Raw genomic sequence first — 3,877 nt, 5'->3', positions numbered from 1 at the left:
CCTGACCGAACGCGCCTACCGGCAATTGCGCGACGAACTCCTGACCTGTCGGCTGGTGCCCGGCGCCAAAATCAACATCAAGGATATCACGGAAACGCAGGGCTTCAGTCTCGGGGCGGTGCGCGAAGCCCTGTCGCGGCTCACGTCCGAGGGCTTTGTGACGCAGGACGATGCGCGGGGATTTCGGGTGACGCCGATATCGATCGGCGATCTGACGGATCTGGTTAGGGTCCGCAGCGATCTTGAGGGGCAATGTCTCCGGCGCGCCATCGAGAAGGGAAGCCTGGACTGGGAAGCCTCGATCGTCAGCGCAGCCCATAGGTTGAGCAAGACCCCGACCCGCGACCCGCGAGAGGCGGCCCGTCTGAACGAGGATTATGCCGACGCCCATGCGGCCTTCCATCACGCCCTGGTCGCCGCGTGCGACAGTCCATGGTTGCTCAAGATGCGCGACTGGCTCTATGCCCAGTCGGAACGCTATCGCTATCTCACCGTGCCTTTGGCCCATGGCGACCGGGATCTGGTTCATGAACATGCGCAGATCGTCGACGCGGCGCTCGCGCGGGACGCCGACCGCGCCGAGGCGCTGCTGACGGACCATTTGATGGCGACGGCGCGGCTGCTGATCGACCCGCAGAATGCGCGGGGCGGGACCGATATCGAATGGGCGGCTGGCGCGGATCGGGCCCTCTGATCCCATATCAGCTCTGCCGGTTCTGACCGGTGCCACCGCCGCTGGCGGGCATCAGCATGTTGCTCATACCGCCATCGACCAGCAGGTCGACACCGCTGATGTGGCTTGCATGAGGGCCGATCAGAAACAGGATCGCCTGCGCGACATCCTCGGCCACGCCGAGTTTGCGCAGGGGAATATTGGCTTCCCGCTGGTCGCGCCGCGACGGATCTTCATATCCCGCAGCGGTCATCGGCGTGTAGGTGGGGCCGGGCGACACCGTATTGCATCGGATACCGTCCGGACCCCATTCGATGCTGAGCTGGCGTATCATCATCAACAAGGCGGCCTTGCTGGAGGAATAAAAGCCAAGCGCGGGCGTAGGCTGGGTGGCCGACATGGACGCGGTCGCGACGAAGGCGCCCTTGCTCTCTTTCAGGTGAAGATGGGCCGCCTTGCCCAACAGCCAGGACGAGCGGGTGTTGATGGCGAAGATGCGATCGAAATCGCTGATCGGCAGTTCAACCAGCGCGCCGCCCATGATGATGCCGGCATTGCTGATGACGGCGTCGATCCCATCCATATGCGCGAGCGCCGCCGCGACAATCCGGTCGCCGCAATCCGGTTCGGCCAGATCGACCACGCAGGTCGCGGCGGCGGGGCCGACCGCATCGGCCACCACCTGCAGATTGGCGGCATCCCGATCCGCGAGCAGCATCCGGTGTTCACCCGGAATCATCGACCCGGCCGCCAGCAGTTCGGCGCAGGCTCTGCCGATGCCGCTTGCAGCACCCGTGATGATCACCCGCATGTCACTCTCCCTACACTTTCATGGCGTCGATGCGCCGTGTTTCAGTCCTTCAGGCCCAGTTCGTCCATCAACGCGCCGCGCAGCTTGAACTTCTGGATTTTCGATGCCGACATCGGCCATTCGTCGATGAAACGGATATGCCGCGGAACCTTGAAGGAAGCGAGGCGCTGCCGGGTATAGGCGATGAGTTCCTCCGCCTCGACCTCCACATCGCCTTCGCGTTCGATGTAGGCGGCGGGGATTTCCGCCAGCCGCTCGTCCGGCAGCCCGACGACTTGCGCGAGACGAACCGCCGGATGGGTGGCCAGCACCGCTTCGACCTCGGCCGCCGCGACATTTTCCCCGCCCACTTTCAGCATATCCTTGAACCGGCCGTGGAACATGACGTGGCCATGTTCGTCGATCGAGCCGATATCGGCGCTATGATACCAGCCATCGGCATCGAGCGCCTCTGCGGTCTTCTCAGGGTCCTTGTAATAGCCGTCGAACAGATTGTAGCCGCGAATGAGGATTTCGCCGCGTTCGTCCACGCCCATTTCCGCACCTGTCTCGGGATCGACGATCTTCATCTCTATGCCCGCAAGGGGGAAACCAAGTTTCTTGAAGCCCATTTCCGGTTCCATCGCATAGCCGCCCGTGGTGACGATGCCGGTCGCCTCGGTCATGCCCATGGTGCCCACTTGGAGCATGTTTGGGGCTTTCTCCCGATAGGCCTGGCCTACGCGATCAGGCATGAAGGCGAAGCAGCTATTTTGCAGGCGCACCGACGACATGTCGGTCTTGGCCCAGTCGGGATGGGTGATCATGGCCTGATGGAAAGTGACGAAGGGCAGGAACATCATCGTCACCCGTTCATCCTCGATCTGCCGCAGACTCTCCCCGGCATCGAAATGCGGCTGGCCGATGAAGGTGCCGCCCACGTCGATCGCGCCCAGCATGCAGAGCATCGCAGCGATATGGAATAAAGGCAGCGGCGACCAGGCGCGCTCGTCGGGCTGGAAGGACCAGCGATAGCGAGCGAGATTCGATGCCTCCCGAGTGACGGCCTCATGGCTGAGCAGGCACCCTTTGGGGTTGGCCGATGTCCCTGACGTATACAGGATCATCGCGGTGTCGCGGACCCTGACGGTCAGACGGGATGCATGTACCTCTGCTTCCTCCACTTCCTGCACCGCCGCATCGAAGGTTGCCTGATCGACGAAACCGGGGACCGAACGGCCACCCAGCATCACGATCCGCTTGAGCAGAGGCGCGCCCGCAAGCGTGAGTGAGGAGGAGTCCGCGGCATCGGGCAGGTCGGGGAAAGCCTCAACCAGCCGTCGACCGAAATCGATATGCTCACTGATCATATCACTGGTGATGATCGCTGCCAGATCGGCATTTTGCGCGACATAGGTCATTTCGGGCGCCTTGTACCGCGCGTTCATCAGCACCGACACGGCGCCGCACATCGCATTGGCGAACAGGGTTTCGACAAATTCGATGCTGGACGGCAACAGGATGCCGACATGGTCGCCGCGCCCGATGCCCAGCGCCTTCAGGCCGCGCGCGCGCTTCAGGACGCTCTGTACGACATCGTCATATGTCTTGCGTTCTCCCGGGAATACCAATGCTTCCTTGTCGGATGCCTTGTCCCACCCTTTGAGAAGCAGATCGCCCAGAGTGGTTGCAGAAATACGGAATGGGGCGCAATCTTCGCCTTGTGTGACCACGGATGTCCGCTCCTAAAATGCCGGTCAGCTATCGATGATGATCAGATTGCAGCCATCGCCTCGGTCTGCGCCTTTCGTTGGATAGGTGCAGCTTTGCCTTCCGGGTCCAAGAGCAAGGGCAGAGATTTTGTATTACTGGTCGGGAATTCACGATGGAAGCCTATGTCTACGATCATGTTCGGACGCCGCGCGGGAAGGGCCGCCCCGATGGCGCGCTGCACGAGATCACCTCAGTCGAAATGGCGACGCAGCTGTTGAAGGCGCTGCAGAGCCGCAATGATCTCGACACGGGACTGCTCGACGATGTGATCATCGGCATGGCTCAGCCCGTCGGTGAACAGGGCGGCGTGCTGGCGCGCGCGGCGGTGTTGCAGGCCGGCTATGCCCAGACGGTCGCGGGTCAGCAGATCCATCGCTTCTGCGCCACCGGCCTGGACGCGGTCAGCCTGATCGCGGCGCAGGTCCATTCCGGCATGATCCAGGCCGGCATCGGCGGTGGCGTCGAGTCGATGAGCCGCACGGTAATGGGTTATGACTCGGGCGCCTGGACGTCCGATCCGTCGGTCGCCTTCAGCAATTATTACGCCCCGCAGGGCATCGGCGCCGACCTGATCGCTACCCTGGACGGCTACACGCGCGAGGATGTCGACAATTTCGCCGTCGAGAGCCAGCGCAAGGCCG

The 3,877-nt window shown here is 62.7% G+C and carries 3 protein-coding genes and 1 pseudogene; 2 read left to right on the top strand and 2 right to left on the bottom strand.

All coding sequences use genetic code 11. The features are described from left to right. Position 1 precedes the first annotated feature (1 nt). Positions 2-694, top strand: coding sequence for a GntR family transcriptional regulator (locus tag ACFC3J_RS22410; RefSeq protein WP_375198138.1), 693 nt, complete (start codon positions 2-4; stop codon positions 692-694). 7 nt (positions 695-701) lie between these two features. Here ACFC3J_RS22410 and ACFC3J_RS22405 read toward each other — a convergent pair whose 3' ends face one another. Both ACFC3J_RS22405 and ACFC3J_RS22400 read right to left on the bottom strand, forming a co-directional pair. Next, positions 702-1,484: an SDR family NAD(P)-dependent oxidoreductase gene (locus ACFC3J_RS22405; RefSeq protein WP_279728658.1), complete on the bottom strand. Its 783-nt coding sequence runs from the start codon at positions 1,482-1,484 to the stop codon at positions 702-704. Positions 1,485-1,525: 41 nt separating this feature from the next. Beyond that, positions 1,526-3,196 carry a class I adenylate-forming enzyme family protein gene (locus tag ACFC3J_RS22400; RefSeq protein WP_375198137.1) on the bottom strand — a complete coding sequence of 557 codons (1,671 nt, stop codon included), beginning with the start codon at positions 3,194-3,196 and terminating at the stop codon, positions 1,526-1,528. 152 nt (positions 3,197-3,348) lie between these two features. Here ACFC3J_RS22400 and ACFC3J_RS22395 point away from each other — a divergent pair. Then, a pseudogene (locus ACFC3J_RS22395) lies at positions 3,349-3,877 on the top strand (acetyl-CoA C-acyltransferase); the annotation flags it as partial.

Source organism: Sphingobium sp. (assembly GCF_041987595.1).
Lineage (GTDB): Bacteria > Pseudomonadota > Alphaproteobacteria > Sphingomonadales > Sphingomonadaceae > Sphingobium.
The sequence above is the reverse complement of the archived record's forward strand: the minus strand, read 5'-3'. Positions and strand labels throughout refer to the sequence as shown.